Source organism: Nonomuraea sp. NPDC049750, from assembly GCF_040659625.1.
Lineage (GTDB): Bacteria > Actinomycetota > Actinomycetes > Streptosporangiales > Streptosporangiaceae > Nonomuraea.
Window position 1 is genome coordinate 33,898 of record NZ_JBFANB010000009.1, and the last position, 15,645, is coordinate 49,542.

A 15,645-nucleotide genomic window follows, 5' to 3' on the forward strand; every position below is an offset into this window, starting at 1 on the left:
CACACCCACTGAGGATTTGACGAACCTCTAACATTGCGCCGGAACCATGCCCGCCGCCCTCGCGAATCCGCAGGTCAACCGCCATGCTGCCCGGCCGCTCTGTGTTATGCGCGTCGCTGCCGCCCCATGCGATGATCGCTACATGCCGTCGTCACGTACGTCCGCCGCCCTGACCGGTTTAGCCCTGGCCGTCCTGGTCGCCGGATGCGCCGATCCGGCCGCCGACCGGGTGTCGCTCATCAGCGCACCCCAGCCCTTGACGTCCGCGCCACTGCCGTCGCTGACGATGGTCCCGTCGCCGCCCTCGCCCATGGTGTCCTCGGGTCCGGTACGGCACCCGTTCCCGATGGCGACCTCCTTGGCCGAGCCCATGGCGACCGGAGCGCCCCTGACCGCGACGGGCCCGCCGCGGTTCTTCGTCTCCGCCCGCACTCCGCTCACCCACTTCCCCGGCAGGTCCAAGACCGCTGTCTTCACTCCGGTGCCGCCCGCCGTGCACAACGCTAAGACCGGGGCGTTCATCGCGAACATCCCGCTGCCGCCCGGCGTCGAGAGTTCCTGGCACCTCGTGGCCGCCGCCCGGGACAACCGCACGTTCGCGGTCGCCGGCTGGACCGAGCCGAAGAAGCCCCGCATCTGCTTCTTCCTGGTACGCCTTGGCGAGGACGGGCGGCCCGGAAAGCCGGTGGCCATCACGCAGACAGACCCCGACGACCTGACGTTCGTCTACGACCTCGCGCTCAGCGCCGACGGCACCCGGCTTGCCTACTCCACGCCGCTCATCGGAGGTGGCGCCAAGATCTCCGTGCTCGACGTCGCCACCGGCCGACGCCGGGACTGGAAGACATTGGCACACTCGATGGTGACCGGCCTGTCCTGGGCCCCGGACGGCCGCTCGCTCGCCTGCGTGCTGGATGGCCGGGCCATCGCCTTGCTCGACCTCGCCCGCCTGGGCGCCGACCCGGAAAGTGCCGCGCCCCGGATCATCAAGAACACCACGGGCGTCATGCTGATCGAGTCGGTGGCCCACACCCCCGACGGCAGCGCGCTGATCTACGCCTTCGGGCATGTCGTCGAACGCGTCCCCGTGGCAGGCGGGCCGGCGCAGACCCTGGCCCGGCCGGAGCTGCCGCCCGGCGCCTCACTGAGCCTGCGCTTCAGCGTCGACGGAACCGGCGAGCACCTCCTGTACGTGCACGACTGGCGCGCCTACCGGATCGGCCTCACCGACGGCGCGGCCACCTCGGTGCCGATCACAGTCGACCAGCGTCCGGGTGAGGGCGACCCGCCGCGCGCGGCCTGGTGACCACCGGGCTTCGCGAGCTCGGCGGGCCAGGTAGAGGTCAGCCGGCTTCGGCGGAGTCGAGATGGCGGGTGTCACCGAGGCTGACGACCTGGCGGTTGTGGAAGAAGTCGTCTTCGCGCAGCGTGGTGATGCTGCCGGACGGCGCCCGGAAACTGGCATGGCCGACCGACTCGATCGGCATCTTGATCCAGGACGCCACGACGAATGTCAGGGAGCCACCGTGCGTCACGATGATCTGGTGTTCGCAGGGGCTCCGCAAGATCTCGTCCATGGCCGCGTAGATGCGCCGTGCCCACGCCGCCTTGGTCTCGGCCCCCTCCACGCCCTCGTCGTGTTCCAACCGCTCCCCGACCACCGGCGGCGGGACGAATCGTTGGTCCAGCCACTCCTGTGGCCTTCCCCCCGCCTCTCCGTAGGATTTCTCCCGCAGCCTGCGGTCCAGGATCGCTTTCACACCGAACAGCTCGGCAACCTTTTCAGCCGTTTGCCGGGTGCGCCGCAGATCCGAGGAGAACAGCTCCACATCGGCACCGTCCGGGATCTGGGTCCGCAGCGCCTGGGCAATGGAGGCCGCCGCGCTGAGACCGGCCGGCGTCAGCCGCGAATCATGCCAGCCGCCGACGACCCCCTCGACGTGGTGCGTCGCCTCCGGATGAGTGACGGCGTAGATGGTGCGCATGAGTGAGCTCTTCCCATAGTGGACAGTTCCGGGATGATCTTAAGAGCCGCCCTACCGGTGATCGGTGTCGGTGGTGTAGCGGGCGGCGACCTCGGCCGCCTTGCGGGCCAGGGCCTGGCGGAGCTCGGCCGGAGCGAGGACTTCGGCGTCGGTACCGAAGGCCAGCAGTACCTCGGCCGCGGCCAGAGAGCGGAAGCGCAGCTCGACGTGCACCCGCTCCGGTTGGTCGTCGGCGTCCGGCGAGAGGTCGGTGGGAGGGGGCCCGGCCAGATCTGCTTCGTGGATGCGCAGGAATCTGGCAAGGATGTCCCGGTGGACGCTGACCGTGACGGGCAGTGGGGCGGGAATGTCGTCGATGTGGCGGCGCAGGCCGTCCCAGACGTCGGCCAGTTCGAGGCCGTCGCGGCGTCGTACGGGCTCGTCGAGTATGCCGGCTGACTGGGCTCGATCGGTTCGGAAGAGTGCGGGCTCGCCGCGATGGTCGGCGATGAGGTACCAGACGCCTGCCTTGTTGACCAGGCCGTACGGATCGAGGGTGTAGGAGCGGACGCGGTTGTCGCGGCCGTGCCGGTAGCGCAGGCGCAGCCGCCGGTCGGTGAAGATGGCCTGCTGGAGTACGGCCAGATCGACGGCCGGCCCGGTGGCGGGGCGTGCCGGTCCGCCGCGCCAGCGCACCGGGTCGATGAGGATACGGCGGCTGGCCAGGTCGGCGTCCGGCCGGTGCGGGGCGGGCAGGGCGGCCATCAGCTTGCGCAACGCGGAGCCGAGGGCCCGGCCCAGGCCCAGCTCGGTGTGAGCATGATCGGACAGCAGGACGAACAGGGCGCGGGCCTCGTCGGCGGTCAGGCCGGTGACATTGGTGCGGTAGCCGGGCAGCAGGGCGATGCCGCCATGGGGCCCGCGCACGGTGTAGACGGGCACACCGGCCGCCGACAGCGCCTCGATGTCGCGCATGACGGTGCGGACCGACACTTCCAGGCGCTCGGCCAGGTCGCCGGCGGGCAGCCGGCCGTGGGTCTGGAGCAGCAGCATGATCGACAGCAGTCGCTCGGACCTCATGGTGCCAAATTTACCTATGTATATGACAGCACCTGACATATACCTCGGTGAAGCTACAGGCAGAGAGCCACCTACAGGAGGCGGCTCCGAGCGTCCCCGGGCTCGCCAGGGATAAAGCGCCACGAAAGGAACTGTGCTGTGACCGCAACGAACGCGCTCGCCCAGAAGGTCGCCGAGGACTTCGTCCGCGCATGGACCAGCAAGGACGTCGAGAAGGCGCTGAGCCTGCTCGCCGACGACGTCGTGTGCGAGGCCCCGACCGGCACGTTCGAGGGAGTAGAGGGCTACCGCCAATTCCTCGAACGGTTCGCGAACTCGCTCATCGGCGCCACCGTCATCGACGTCCTGAGCAACGACACGAACGCGGCGACCGTGTACGCCGTCGACACGCCCATCCTGAAGGACTTCCGCGGCATCGACTACCTCACCGTCGAGAACGGCGAGATCACCCGCGTGATCAGTGTCTTCGACCTGCTCCCGATGGCTAAGGCCAGAGGCGACATCCAGCACTGACCCGGCCGCGCCGGGGCCCGCATGCGTGAGCGGCAACAGCCTCGGTCAGCAGGCGCGGGCCTGCTGGGCCGCGTCGCGGGCAGCCATTCAGGCGGTGTGCGGGTCGAAGGCCGCCCGGTTCTGGGCGACGAAGCTCTCCCCATCGAAGGGGCCGGCGCCGCCGATCTTCTTCACGAGGTCGTTCGTGCCGGCGAAGACGCCGTGCCGGGCGGATGTGGGTGACGGCCACCGGGAAGCGCTCCAGCACGCGTTCCGCGACCCAGTGCTGGCGTGCCGCGTTGCTGGCGGTGTCGCGACGGACACTGATCCGCCGCTTCCGCGAGGAGAGCGGCACTCCGCCCATGGCCTGGCTGACCGACGCGCGCATCGACCGGGCCCGCGAACTGCTGGAGGCGACCACCGTGCCCATCGAGCAGATCGGCCGCCTCACCGGGCTCGGCGCTCCCGGGCCGCGTTCCACCGGCACCTTGGCACCTCGCCTCAGGAATACCGGAGCCTGTTCCGCCACGAGGACGAGATGGCGGACGCCTGACCGATCACACCCGCGCGCGTCAGTCGTGCTCGCGGCCGAACGCCCTGATCTTGGCGAACATGTCCTCCAGCAGGAAGCGCACGTCGATCTCCTCGCAGACCTTGATCGGGTGGTTCGAGCCGGGCAGGTAGGAGCCGCCCGCGCCGAAGCGGGGAGCGGGCCTGACGCGCAGGTTTCCGCTCGCGGGAAAGAGCATCAGCGCGATGGCCGGTGAATCGCCCAGTGAGCGGGACTCGATCGGGCCGGGGTGGTACGTCGCGTTCCACTCGTGCAGCTGCTTGATCAGGTAGCGGCCCAGCGGGCCGGCGTCGCCGATCTTCTCCGCCAGTTCGGCATAGCTCACCGAGACCTTGGTGTAGACGTCTCTGGGCACCTGCCACACGCTGATGCCGGAGTCGAACACCACGTTGGCGGCGTGGATGTCGTTGGAGAGGTTGAACTCGATTCGCGAGCCTTCGTCGTAGCCGCGGTACCCGGAGCCACCGATCCAGATCACCACCACCGGCCGTCGTACGAGGTCGGGGTCCAGCAGGATCGCCGAGGCCATGTCGGTCAGCGGCCCGAGGAACGCCACATAGAGCGGGTCTTCCTCGCTCGCGAGCTTCGACTCCTCGATGATCAGCCGGGCCCCGGGAGAGTCCACCGCGGTGTGCTCGTCCGGCAACGGCGTCGCCGCGCCGTTCGCGACGGTGACGGAGCCGGTCAGGCCGAGCAGATCCAGCAGGAGATCGATCTCCTCGCGAGACTCCTCCATGCTCCGCTGCGACCGCGAGCTGCCGAAATGGGCGGGGATCAGCCCGCGCATGTCGAGAGTCGGCGACAACAACCCGTGGACGATGGCGAACTGGTCATCGGCCTCGTTCTTGGCGTCGGTGTTGATGATCACTCTGCGCTGGCGCATCGCAGCTCCAATTGCATAATTATGCACTGCCGCATAATCTTCCGTTCCGGTAGGTTGTCCGATCTCCGGGGCGCTGTCAATGAGGAGCGCTGTCAACGACTGGCAGATGATCTCGGATCGCCTGACTGCCTGTTATACGGTTAACCGTGTCGATTAACCCGATTACGGTGGCGGGCGCCGTCGCCGACGAGCTGTGCCGTCGGCTGTTCGCCGGCCTGGTAGGCGCAGTGCGGAAGACCTCGTCCCAGGAGCGTGCACGGTGACCTTCAGCGATTTCGACGCCCTCAGCTTCGACTGCTACGGGACCCTCATCGACTGGGAGACCGGCATCGCGGCCGTCCTGCGTAAGTGGGCCGGCACACACGGTCTCCGGATGACTGACGAGCAACTGCTGGCGGCGTACGCGCCGCACGAGGCGCAGGCTGAGGTCGAGCACCCCAGCGACCTCTACCCCCGGATCCTGGCCCGCGCGATGCGGGGCCTGGGTGCGAAACTCGGCGTGCCGGTCAGCGACGAGGAGGCAGAGCGGCTGGCGGTCTCCGTGCCTGACTGGCCGGCCTTCCCCGACTCGGCGGAGGCGCTCGAGCGGCTCGCGCGCCGGTACAAGCTCATCATCTTGTCCAACGTGGACCGGGCCTCCTTCGCCGGCTCGAACAAGCGCCTCGGCGTCACCTTCACCAGCATCCTCACCGCTGAGGACATCGGCTCCTACAAGCCGTCTCCCCGTAACTTCGCGGCGCTGGTGGGCGAGGCCGGGCGGCTCGGAGTGGCCGACGGCAAGTTGCTGCACGTGGCGCAGAGCCTGTTCCACGACCACGTGCCGGCCAAGGCCGCGGGCCTGCCGACGGTGTGGATCGACCGCCGTCATGACAACCCGGGAGGGGGAGCGACGCCGGCGCCGTCGGCCGATGTCACCCCGGACTGGACCTTCACGTCCATGGGCGCGTTCGCGGACGCGGTCGACGCTGTTTGACGGTACACACACGTAAACAGTCTGAAATGCCGCCAAAGTTTACACAGAAGGTTCAACGATACAGTCGAATTCATGACGGCCTTCAGCCGGGACGCCGCCCGCCCCCTCACCGGCGGCGCCCTCACCGCGCTCCTGTCTCCCGCCATCCGCCTGCTCGGCCTCGGCGAGCCCACCCACGGCGTCGAAGCCTTCCTCGAACTGCGCAACGAGCTCTTCCACCACCTCGTCGAGCACGAGGGCTACCGCTCGATCACCTTGGAGAGCGACTGCCTCGCGGCCCTGACCGCCGACGCGTACGTCGCCGACGGCACCGCGACCCTCGACGACGTGATGAGCCGCGGCTTCAGCCACGGCTTCGGCGCCTCACCCGCCAACCGTGAGCTCCTGCGCTGGATGCGCGCCTACAATGAGCAGCGTTCTCCGCACGAGCGGCTCCACTTCTACGGCTTCGACGCCCCGCTGGAGGTGACCGGCGTCGCCAGTCCCCGCCCAGCCCTGACCGCGCTGTACGACTACCTCGCCGCCCACCTCGACCTGGCCTGGAGTCGCGAGACCCTCGACGAGCTGCTCGGATCCGACGAACGCTGGATCGACCGGGGCATCATGGATCCCACCGAGTCCGTCGGCCGCGCCCCCGGGGCCAAGGAACTGCGCCTGCTCACCGACGACCTGCGCGCGCTGCTCACCGCGCACGCCCCCCACCTGGCGGCCACCACCTCACTCGACGACTGGTGGCGCGGCGACCTGCACGCCCGCACCGCCGCCGGGCTCCTGCGCTATCACGCCGGCCTGGCCGACACCGCGCCCACCCGCCTCGGCACGCTCATGTGCCTGCGCGATGCGATGATGGCCGACAACCTCGACTCCATCGTCCGCCGCGAGGCCCGTCGCGGCCCCACGCTCGCGTTCGCCGGCAACCGCCACCTGCAGCGCGACAAGAGTCACTTGTGGTTCGCCGGTCAGTCGCTCCAGTGGTGGAGCGCGGGCGCCATCATCGGCACCCACCTCGGCGACCAGTACGCCTTTGCCGCCGCCACCTTCGGCACCCGCGGCTCCGATGTCCCTCATCCCGACACCCTCGAAGGGCTCCTGTCGACCCTGCCTCACGCCCGCGCCGTCATCGATCCCGGCCGCCTCGCCGAGACCCTCGACCGGAAGCTGACGCCTCGCGTGCCGGCCGACCACACCTATCTGCCCCTCGACCCGGCCACCATCGACCAGATCGACGCCATCGTCTTCGTCAAGGAAATCTGAACCACCCATCGTGGCCGCCGTCCCCGAAAGGGGTCCCTTCCTGGGCGCGGTTCGTCACACGACCGCCTCAATGCCTGTGACGGCCTGTCGTGGCCGGGGCCCCTTGATGGGAATGCCCTTCGGGGGGAGATGGCCGACCACCTCAGTGGTGGGTGGGTGTGCCGTCGAGGTGGTGGAGGGCGGCGAGGAGGGGCCAGGTCGACGCGGCCATCTCGTTCGGTGTCCGCGGGCATCCGCGCTGGAGCCAGTCGGAGGCCACGCCGATGAGCGCGCCGGCGGTGAACGCGGCGGGTACGTCATGCGGGACCTCAGGCGCCGCGACCGGTGACGCGCATGCGGCGAGGTGGATGGTCGCGGTGATGCGGCGGCGTACGTGGTCGATGACGCGCGCGCTGCCCTGCGGCCCCAGCAGGCTGCGATAGAGACCGGCGTACTCGGCGAGGTTGGCGAAGAACGCGGCCAGCGCCTGGATCGGGTCCGGCGCCTCGTCCGCCGTCTCGCAGGCGAGGGCGGGCAGGGACTCGATCAAGTCGTCGACCATGGCGGTGCAGGCGGCTTCAGCCAGCTCGTGTACGTCCCGGTAATGGGAGTAGAAGGCGGAACGGCTCACCTCGGCCCGCTCGGCGACGTCGGCGACGCTGATCTGCGACAGGTCCCGCTCCTCGGCGAGCTGGATCAGAGTGCGCCGCAGGGCCGCCTGGGTGCGTCGCACGCGCAGGTCGACCTTCGGGGGATTGCTGTCTCTGGTCGTTGCCACATCCGTAACTCTAGCCTACCGTACATGTGTCTTTATTCTTGCATGTGTGCTGTATCTTGCAGATGTCCCGTAAATTTCCTCACTGAGATGGAGACGCCATGACCAAGACCCTCGGCCTCATAGGCACCGGAATGATCGGCGGCACGCTGGCCCGCCTCGCCGTCGCCGCCGGCCTGAACGTCGTTCTGAGCAACTCGCGCGGCCCCGAGACCCTCGCCGATCTCGTGACCGAGCTGGGCGGGCAGGCCCGCGCGGCCACGCCGGCCGCGGCCGCCGAGGCCGGTGACCTGGTCGTGGCCACCGTTCCGCTGCACGCCTACGAGCAGCTGCCGGCCGCCGCTCTGGCGGGCAAGATCGTGATCGACACGATGAACTACTACCCGGAGCGCGACGGACGCATCGCCGAGCTGGACTCCGACGAGCTGACCTCCAGCGCCCTGGTGCAGCGGCACCTGGCCGGCTCACGCCTGGTCAAGGCGTTCAACAACATCGACTTCCACCGCCTGTCCACCAGCGCCCGGCCGGCCGGGGCCGCCGACCGCAGCGCCCTGCCCATCGCGGGTGACGACCCGGCCGCCAAGGCCGAGGTGATCGCGCTGCTGGACGTCCTTGGCTACGACGCGGTGGACGCCGGGTCACTCGCCGACAGCTGGCGCGTCGAACCGGGCACGCCGGTGTACGTTCAGCCGTACTTCCCGGGGCAGATGCCCGAGGGGGTCGGCCAGGACGAGGCGTTCCGCTGGTTCTTCGAGACCCCGGGCGTCCCGGTGTCGGCCGCTCAGGTGAAGGAACTGATCGACAGCGCCGTCCGAGGCGTGGCGGGCGGAAAGCTTCCCTCTGTGGCGTAGTCCGGCGCGGCCGGGATCGGGCTGACGCCCTCGCCCACGATGGCGTGGGGGCCACTCAGCCCGACCTGGCATGGCCTTTCGGCGTCGGCAGTTTTCACGTTGACAGTTGCCACATCGTGTCGCGGGCAAAGCGGGCGAGGAGGCGTTTGAGCGTGTCCACGTCCTCGTCGCTCCAGTCCGCCAGGAGCGACTCAAGGTCCTGCTGGACGCACTCCATGATCCGCTCCCCGATCTCCCGTCCCCGGGGAGTGAGGGCGAGCAGCACGCTGCGTTCGTCCGATGGCTCGCGAACACGCACGATGAGGCCCGCGTCGTGCAGGCGATGGGCGATCTTGGTGAGATTGGCCCGCCCTGTTCCGAGGGCCAGCGCGAGGTCGCTGGGCCGCATCGCTCCCCGGTAGCTGAGCTGGTTCACGACGAGGAACATCGGCACATCGTTGACGGGGAATTCGACGGCGGCCATGAGGGCCAGCCGTACCGCATGACTGTCCGCCCAGTGGATGATCGAGGAGAGGGAGACGCGCGGATCGAGGAGGTCCGGGGCGATGACGGAGGACAGGTCGATGTCCTGATCGTCCAGCTCGTGGCGTTGTGTCCGCGTCACGATGTGCCTCTCCTCGCCCGTTGTATCCCCGGGAACCCTACTGCCGGTCGGGCGGGTGGGCGACCGGATGCGGAGGCCCACCGCGCGACCGGTCGCCGGCCCGGCCGCTTCAGCCCGCCCCTCCCGGCTGGCTCAGCTCGCCGTCGCTTCGCGCAGTAGCAGCAGTCGCACCGGTCCGAGCAGGCCGTGGTCGTGTACCTCGGTCTGCTGCATCCCAGCGCCTCCGGCGAGCTGTGCGGCGATGTCGGGAATCGAGTCGTAGTAGCCGCGGGCGAGCAGCCGGTTGTTCAGCGAACTCGACACCCGGACCGTCACCGTGTTCTCCCCGGGCCGCAGGTCGGAGGTGACATCCACGGTCGGGCGGGAGGTGTCGAAGCCCTTGACCGTGCCCTCATTGACCTGGACGGAGCCGAGGCCACCCGCCGTCGATCCGAGGTCCAGCACGTACCTGGCCCCCGCGACGGGCGCCTCCTCCAGGGTGAACGTCGCGTCGTACGCGCCGACGCCGCTGACGTCGGGACCGACCTCGGGGAGGTCCTTCCACGGGCGGAGCGAGCCGTGGCCGCCGTCGAGGCGGGTGATCGCGGTGGTGGGCCGTACCTCGCGGGTCTCGTAGCCGAGCCCGCGGTCCTCGCTGATCACCTCGAACTCGCCGGCGTCCCAGCTCTCGACCGTGGTCGTCCACTCCACGATCTCCTGGAGGAGGCGCGGCTCGACGGGCTCGGAGCCTGACGGCTGCCGTGCCGAGCGGTCGATCGTGAACAGCGCGGTCTCCCCGGGCGCCAAGCTCACGGTGATGATCGTCCGCCCCGCTTCGTGCCGGACGCCGGAATGAGGGCGGATGTCGCCGGTCCAGGGGTCGATCCGGTGAGCCGTCCCGGTGCCGGGGAGGGCGATCTCGACCGTGGCCGCCTCGCCGGTCTCGTACAGGAAGTGGTACAGGTACAGGTGCAGCAGGTCGCCGTCCTCGCGCAGGTGGCTGAGCAGGCTGCGGTTCTCGCCGGTGAACTCGGCGCGTCCGGCGATGCCGAGTTCGCGCAGCGCCTCGACGGTGCCGGCCGGGGCGTTCACCTCGGCGACGGTCGGCAGCGCGCGGAGTCGCGCCATCGTCTGGGCGAGCTCCTCGTCGCGGCCGTCGAGCCCCGGAGTGCGGGCGGCGGCATGGGGGTGGGTGGTGTACTGGCCGGCCATGAGCCACTTGAGCTCGGTGGCGCCGTTGACGATGAGCAGCTTCAGCCCCTGCCGCGCCCACTCCAGGAGCTTGACCGCCACGTCCGGGTCGAGCGTGTCCTGGTAGACGACGAGCGCCTGGTAGCCGGGGCCGTGCGGCTGCACTAGCCCGTCCGCGAACGACACCTCCTCGCGCAGCAGCAGTGAGCCGTCGAAGAACTCGTAGGTCCACCCGGCGTCCTGCATGCCCAGGTCCCGCCACCAGTGGTTGTCCCGGTCGCGCATCCACATGCGCCCGTAGGCGTCCTCGTCCGGGACCCGCCGCCCGTCCTGGTCGAGGAAGACCAGCCCCGAGGTGTTGTCGGTGAAGTGGTCGGTACGGAGGATCCCCACGTCGATCCGCGGCCGGCCCTGCCGCAGGACGCACTGGTAGCGGCCGATCGCCTTGTTCCACAGCGGGTAGAACTCCGCCGCGGGCTGACGTGTGTCGAACCGCTCGGAGAACATCGGCCACATGCCCTCATGTCCCGGCCAATGGGTGACACCCTCCGCGCCCGCGGTGCTCGCCCAGCCGTGCAGCACGGTCTTGGTGATCCCCGCCGCCAGCTGGGTGGCGATGATCTGGTCGTAGAAGCGGTGGTCGAGCATGTGATTTCGGGTGGTCGCGCCGGTCTCGGAGGAGTACTGCTTGCCGAACAGGTGCGCCGGACCGGCCAGCAAGCGATAGGCGTCGATCTGCGCGCCGAACTCCAGGGACTCCGTCTCGATGCCGTCGACCTCCGGCCCGGGCCGGGTGAGCTCGAACGGCAGTCCGTAGCTGATCTCGGCGCGGAGCGAAATCCCGTTGGCGTGCAGGAACGCGGCGAAGGGGCGGAGCATGTTCTCGATGTAGAGGTCGGTGAGCGTACGCACGTAGTCGAAGCGCACCTTCTCGACGGTGACGCGGTGCTCCTCGCGCACGTCGTTCTGGTAGATCGTGCTGACAGCCATGAAGGGCGCGGACCGGATCAGGAAGGGCAGCCAGCGGGTGAGGTCGTACCCGCGACGGGCGCGGAACTCCCGCGCGAGGGTGCGCCCCCAGAACATGCCCCCGGCGCCGTAGACGGACAGTTCGAGGGAATCCATGTACATCTGCGCGCGCGGGTTGCGGCTGATCTGCTCGCGCAGCTCCGGTGTGAGGACGACCGAGTCCCAGTAGTCGATGACCGCGTCGACTCCGTCCCGGTCCAGGTAGTTGACGGTGTAGTTGACCGACGCCGAGGGGGAGGCGGTCTGTCCGGTGCCGTGCATCCAGAAGACGAACAGCCGCCAGTCGCCGTCGGCGGGCGCGCTCCACTCCAGCGCCTCGTCCCGCACCTGGTCGGAGAGGTCGACGACGGAGTCGAGGTCGAGGATCGCGCCCGCCTCGCCGCTCTCCAGCAGGCGGGCGGCCACGACGGCCACCAGGTGCTGCTCGGTGATCTTGCCGCGGTGGCCGGGAATGTGCAGCGTCGGCGGCTCGGCGTCCAGGTCGACGCGCGGCAGCGCCCCGCTGCGGGAGCTCGAAGGGGCGAGGTCCTCGAACACCACGTCGAGCTCCTGGGCCGCGGCCGGGTCGTCGGGGGTGATCGTGGGGAGATTCGCGTTCGACCAGTTCGTGCCGGAGGTGAAGCTCACCGACATGTTCCGCTTAGTGGTCTCTTCGACGACCACCTGGGAGTCGTGCACCCACTCCTCCGCGCCCCAGCCGTAGCGAGAGTGGTCGATGGCGCCCTCGTCCATCGCGAGGAACTCCATCCCGCCGAAACCCAGCCGGTGCGCGGTGTCGATCTCGCGGATCAGCGTCTCGTCGGTGTGCAGGCCCTCCGCCAGCCACCAGCGCAGCTCGGGCCGGAACTCGATCGACGGGTCGGCGATCATGCGGGCGAGGTCGTCAAGTGACACGCGTTTCTCCCTGAACGTCAATGGGGCCCTGAGAGTGCCCGCCGGACCGACACTAGGGCGCGCAACAGCAGAAAACAATGTCGTGAGGAAACAATAAATTGTCCTGAGGAAACTTGTGAGCTCTCGCGTACGCCTCGGAACAACGGCTCGACAGTGGCTCGACAGCGTCTCGGCTTCGCGGCAAGCTTGAGATCAGTGGACGCGGCCGCCAGCGGTCCGAGCCGGAACTACCCGAAATGTCAGCCAGTGGCGTGGAGCGGATATGACGGTTCCGAGGCCGGACAACCACTACGCGCGCCTGCTCGGCGCCACCCTGCGCGGCCACCGGGTGGCGCGCGGCATGTCGTTGCGCAAGCTGGCCGGTCAGATCGGGCTGAGCGGGCACGGCACGCTCGTCGACTACGAGCACGGACGGCGCATTCCGCCGGAGGACCTGCTGACGGCCTGCGAGAAGGTCCTGGACATAGCCGACGGCCACCTGCTCAACCTGCGGGAGAAGGCCCTGGCCGAACGCGCGGGCCACGCCGCCGCCCTCCTGCTCGACCCGCCGTCCGAGTCGGGGTTGGAGCCGGTGCCCGAGCCACCTCGCAGGCGGCGTGGGCTGATCCTGTCCGCAATCGTGCTGCTCGTCGCCCTGACGGTCGGCGCGGTGGTGACGTTCCCACTGATCACGGGCGGCGCCGCCGCGACGGTCCGGGTCGGGTTCGAGCGCGACACCGACGACTGGGTCATCCTGTACGGCCCGCAGGTCGCCCAGGCCGAGGTGACGACGAGCATGGCGTACGAGGGCCGCCACAGCCTCCTGGTCACGGTCGCCGGCGCGTCCTCGTCCAAGGGCTACTCCGCCGTGGGCACCACGCACGACCTCACCGGCCTGCGTACCGGGATGAAGGTGACCTTCCACCTCTGGGTCCCGGGACGTCAGTCCGGCGGCGTCCGGTTCTTCGCCTACGACTCGGCCTCCAAACCCCATTGGGCCCCGGAGACCGGCGAGACGGAGGTCCACCTGCCGTCCACCGCGGGTTGGTCCGCGTTCACCTGGACCGTCCCGCAGGTGGACCGCGTGCACGCGATCGGCATGCAGATCTGGTCGGAGTCCGACCGGCCGCTCATCGTCGCCGTGGACGGCGTGGCCTGGTAGCCGGTTCACCGATGGTCCGGGAACGGTTCCCGTTTGGTCCGCTTCGGGTCGCGGCGGCTTGACCAGGGATAACGTCCCCATCGTCGCGTACCCCTCACCGGCAAGGAGAGCAGGCATGATCCCGAGACTCCGCAAGGGCAGGCTCGCCGCCACGGCGGCCGTGGCGATGGTCGCGCTGTCCCTGATGGCCGGCCCGGCGGCCGCGTCCAAGGGCGGCTGCAAGGAGAGCTCCACCATCCAGGGCTACCAGATGGGTGTGTGCCTCTCGGACCTGGACCAACCCATCCTGACCTTCCCCGACGTCTACGTGAACAAGACCCCGGCCAGCACCTCCGGCTGCCGGCTGTACCTGGAGCTGTGGGAGGGCGGCAAGTGGGAAGGGGAGGTGGTGACCGACCCCTTCTCCTGCGCCAAGGGACACTACCCGCTGGTCGCCGGCGACAACGGCATCGCCAGGGAGCCCGGCTGCCACAAGCTGCACTCGCACGCCTACATCCGCATCAACGGCGGCCCCATCATCCGGATCGGCGACAGCCCCGAGATCTGGTACGGCTGGCCGGGCGACACCTGCCCTTCGTGACCTACCGGGACGCCCCCCGCGCGGCGACGCGGGGGGTCACACGACGGCGACGGCGTCGACCTCGACGAGGAACCCGGGGCCCAGGCCGGCGACGACGTGCACCGTGATGGCCGGCGGTGGGTCGGCCCGGTTCCACACCTCCTGGAAGGCGGCCACGCCCTCGTCGAAGGTGTGGCCGTCCACCACGGCGATGCGCCAGTGCACGATGTTCGCCAGGCTCGCCCCCTCGCTCGCCAAGATGGCCGCGAGGTTGCGGAACACCTGCCTGGCCTGCTCCCCGACCGTGGGACCGACGACCTTGCCGTCGGCGTCGACGCCGTTCTGCCCGCCGATGTAGATCGTCTTGGTCGGCTGTTCGACCACGACGGCCTGGCTGAAGGCCGGGCTGCGGTGGAGTCCCTCGGGGTTGATGTGCCGTGTGCTCATGTGTCGCCCTCCTCTGACGCTGACACCAGTAATAGTGGTTTCGTACGACACCAGTTATAGTGGTTTCATGCGTATGAGCACAACCGGCCGGATGCTGCACGACCCCAAGGGAGGGTCGTTCTGGTTCGACGCCGGCGCAGTCTGCCTGGACTTCGCCCACACGGGCGGCGAGGGTCGTTACGCGGTGTTCGAAACCCTGCACGAGCCTGCCGACCTGGGCGAATGGCTGGCCGAGCCGCCGCTGGCCGCGGTCATGACGGTCCCCGTGACGGCCCGCGAACTGATCGCGGCCAAGGCCCTCCGCCAGGCGATCTGGGACGCGGCGCACGCCCAGGCCGCGCGTCGCCCTCTCCCCGCCGAGGCGGTCGCGACCATCAACCGGGCCGCGGCCGAAGCGCCGCTGGTTCCCGAGCTGGTCTCCGCGTCGGTCTCGGCGTCGGTCTCCGCGTCGGTCGCCGGAGGCGCGACCGCGGGGTGGGTGTCGCCCGTGCGGGCGACGCAAGCGCTGTCGACGCTGGCGCGGGAGATGATCGAGCTGCTGTCCGGGCCGCTCTCCGGGCGCATCCGCGAGTGCGCGAGCGACGACTGCCCGCTCGTGTTCGTCGACTCCTCCCGCCCGGGGGCCCGGCGCTGGTGCGCGATGGAGCGCTGCGGCAACCGCCACAAACTCCGGGCGCACCGCGCCCGGCGCACCACGGAGCCGGATGGCGGCTGATGCCGCCATCCGGCCCGGGGAACGTCAGCGCGCAGGTTTCACGTCTTGCTCACGGCATGCCGAAGGCGAGGCCCGTCCGGCGGCCTGGTCGTACCGATGAATCCAGGAAGTGATCCCACCGCCAGCTTGGTTGTCGCCTGCCAGTTCGATCACGGAAACCTTGCCGTACGTGGTTGAGGCGTCGCGAACAGTTCCGATCACTGCACGCTCGCGCCGCTGGCCGTGGCGTTGGTGAAGGACGGCGCAGGCGACGCCGCGGCCGTT

General features: G+C 69.5%; 15 protein-coding genes and 1 pseudogene. 9 read left to right on the top strand and 7 right to left on the bottom strand.

All coding sequences use genetic code 11. The features are described 5' to 3' along the window. The first annotated feature begins 142 nt into the window (after positions 1-142). A complete protein-coding gene (locus AB0J16_RS24015) occupies positions 143-1,306 on the top strand; it encodes a hypothetical protein (protein ID WP_358543168.1) in 1,164 nt (387 codons plus the stop codon). Positions 1,307-1,343: 37 nt separating this feature from the next. On the opposite strand, the gene AB0J16_RS24020 is transcribed toward AB0J16_RS24015, so the two are convergent. Both AB0J16_RS24020 and AB0J16_RS24025 read right to left on the bottom strand, forming a co-directional pair. Continuing rightward, on the bottom strand, positions 1,344-1,985 hold the full coding sequence (locus tag AB0J16_RS24020) for a histidine phosphatase family protein (protein WP_358543171.1): 642 nt from the start codon (positions 1,983-1,985) through the stop codon (positions 1,344-1,346). Between the two features lie 51 nt (positions 1,986-2,036). Further along, positions 2,037-3,044 carry a YafY family protein gene (locus tag AB0J16_RS24025; RefSeq protein WP_358543174.1) on the bottom strand — a complete coding sequence of 336 codons (1,008 nt, stop codon included), beginning with the start codon at positions 3,042-3,044 and terminating at the stop codon, positions 2,037-2,039. A 138-nt stretch (positions 3,045-3,182) separates the two neighbouring features. On the opposite strand from AB0J16_RS24025, the gene AB0J16_RS24030 reads away from it, so the two are divergent. Then, positions 3,183-3,557 (top strand): nuclear transport factor 2 family protein, encoded by a 375-nt coding sequence (locus AB0J16_RS24030; RefSeq protein ID WP_358543177.1) that lies wholly within the window; start codon positions 3,183-3,185, stop codon positions 3,555-3,557. Positions 3,558-3,769: 212 nt separating this feature from the next. Beyond that, positions 3,770-3,985: pseudogene (locus AB0J16_RS24035) on the top strand (helix-turn-helix domain-containing protein); the annotation flags it as partial. A 123-nt stretch (positions 3,986-4,108) separates the two neighbouring features. On the opposite strand, the gene AB0J16_RS24040 reads toward AB0J16_RS24035, so the two are convergent. Beyond that, positions 4,109-4,990 (bottom strand): nucleoside hydrolase, encoded by an 882-nt coding sequence (locus AB0J16_RS24040; RefSeq protein ID WP_358543179.1) that lies wholly within the window; start codon positions 4,988-4,990, stop codon positions 4,109-4,111. A 259-nt stretch (positions 4,991-5,249) separates the two neighbouring features. Between AB0J16_RS24040 and AB0J16_RS24045 the strand changes: the two genes are divergently transcribed. Beyond that, positions 5,250-5,963 carry a haloacid dehalogenase type II gene (locus AB0J16_RS24045; RefSeq protein ID WP_358543182.1) on the top strand — a complete coding sequence of 238 codons (714 nt, stop codon included), beginning with the start codon at positions 5,250-5,252 and terminating at the stop codon, positions 5,961-5,963. A 72-nt stretch (positions 5,964-6,035) separates the two neighbouring features. Then, positions 6,036-7,217 carry an erythromycin esterase family protein gene (locus AB0J16_RS24050; RefSeq protein ID WP_358543185.1) on the top strand — a complete coding sequence of 394 codons (1,182 nt, stop codon included), beginning with the start codon at positions 6,036-6,038 and terminating at the stop codon, positions 7,215-7,217. Positions 7,218-7,359: 142 nt separating this feature from the next. Here the strand turns inward: AB0J16_RS24050 and AB0J16_RS24055 are convergent, their stop codons facing one another. Next, positions 7,360-7,974 (bottom strand): TetR/AcrR family transcriptional regulator, encoded by a 615-nt coding sequence (locus AB0J16_RS24055; protein WP_358543187.1) that lies wholly within the window; start codon positions 7,972-7,974, stop codon positions 7,360-7,362. A 98-nt stretch (positions 7,975-8,072) separates the two neighbouring features. Between AB0J16_RS24055 and AB0J16_RS24060 the strand changes: the two genes are divergently transcribed. Continuing rightward, on the top strand, positions 8,073-8,822 hold the full coding sequence (locus AB0J16_RS24060) for an NADPH-dependent F420 reductase (protein ID WP_358543189.1): 750 nt from the start codon (positions 8,073-8,075) through the stop codon (positions 8,820-8,822). Positions 8,823-8,916: 94 nt separating this feature from the next. Here the strand turns inward: AB0J16_RS24060 and AB0J16_RS24065 are convergent, their stop codons facing one another. Together AB0J16_RS24065 and AB0J16_RS24070 are read right to left on the bottom strand one after the other, a co-directional pair. After that, positions 8,917-9,426: a MarR family transcriptional regulator gene (locus tag AB0J16_RS24065; RefSeq protein ID WP_358543192.1), complete on the bottom strand. Its 510-nt coding sequence runs from the start codon at positions 9,424-9,426 to the stop codon at positions 8,917-8,919. Between the two features lie 132 nt (positions 9,427-9,558). Then, on the bottom strand, positions 9,559-12,519 hold the full coding sequence (locus AB0J16_RS24070) for a glycosyl hydrolase (protein WP_358543195.1): 2,961 nt from the start codon (positions 12,517-12,519) through the stop codon (positions 9,559-9,561). Positions 12,520-12,781: 262 nt separating this feature from the next. On the opposite strand from AB0J16_RS24070, the gene AB0J16_RS24075 reads away from it, so the two are divergent. Next, positions 12,782-13,660 carry a helix-turn-helix transcriptional regulator gene (locus AB0J16_RS24075; RefSeq protein WP_358543198.1) on the top strand — a complete coding sequence of 293 codons (879 nt, stop codon included), beginning with the start codon at positions 12,782-12,784 and terminating at the stop codon, positions 13,658-13,660. A 115-nt stretch (positions 13,661-13,775) separates the two neighbouring features. Beyond that, complete coding sequence (locus tag AB0J16_RS24080) at positions 13,776-14,240, top strand: hypothetical protein (protein WP_358543201.1); 465 nt, start codon at positions 13,776-13,778, stop codon at positions 14,238-14,240. A 36-nt stretch (positions 14,241-14,276) separates the two neighbouring features. On the opposite strand, the gene AB0J16_RS24085 is transcribed toward AB0J16_RS24080, so the two are convergent. Beyond that, a complete protein-coding gene (locus AB0J16_RS24085) occupies positions 14,277-14,666 on the bottom strand; it encodes a RidA family protein (protein ID WP_358543204.1) in 390 nt (129 codons plus the stop codon). Between the two features lie 67 nt (positions 14,667-14,733). Between AB0J16_RS24085 and AB0J16_RS24090 the strand changes: the two genes are divergently transcribed. Then, positions 14,734-15,381 carry a CGNR zinc finger domain-containing protein gene (locus tag AB0J16_RS24090; protein WP_358543207.1) on the top strand — a complete coding sequence of 216 codons (648 nt, stop codon included), beginning with the start codon at positions 14,734-14,736 and terminating at the stop codon, positions 15,379-15,381. Positions 15,382-15,645: the final 264 nt, after the last annotated feature.